This window comes from Achromobacter sp. SIMBA_011 (assembly GCF_046535435.1).
Lineage (GTDB): Bacteria > Pseudomonadota > Gammaproteobacteria > Burkholderiales > Burkholderiaceae_B > Achromobacter > Achromobacter dolens.
In genome coordinates, this window is record NZ_JAWRWN010000606.1 from 1 (window position 1) to 265 (window position 265).

Genomic DNA, 265 nt, shown 5'->3' on the forward strand with positions numbered 1-265 from the left:
GCCGCCTTGTTCAGGCGGTCGCCATAAAACTGGTTGCCGCCGACAACTTCGACCTGGCCGGAGATGAGCGCCTGAATATTGGCGGCGTCATCATCAAAGCGCAGGATATTGGCCTTCGAGCCCGCACCTGCGGTGATCGAGGTATCCATGGCGCTCGACTTCGGCACGCCAACGGCAACGCCGGTCAGATCGTCATAGCCGGCGATCTTCTTGTCTTTCGGTCCGTAGACGGAGAGAACGTTACCGGCATAGGGCTTGGAATACT

Annotated in this window: 1 pseudogene; it reads right to left on the reverse strand. The window is 58.9% G+C overall.

Annotated elements, in window-relative coordinates:
- Positions 1-265, reverse strand: a pseudogene (locus SB816_RS32360) (ABC transporter substrate-binding protein); the annotation flags it as partial.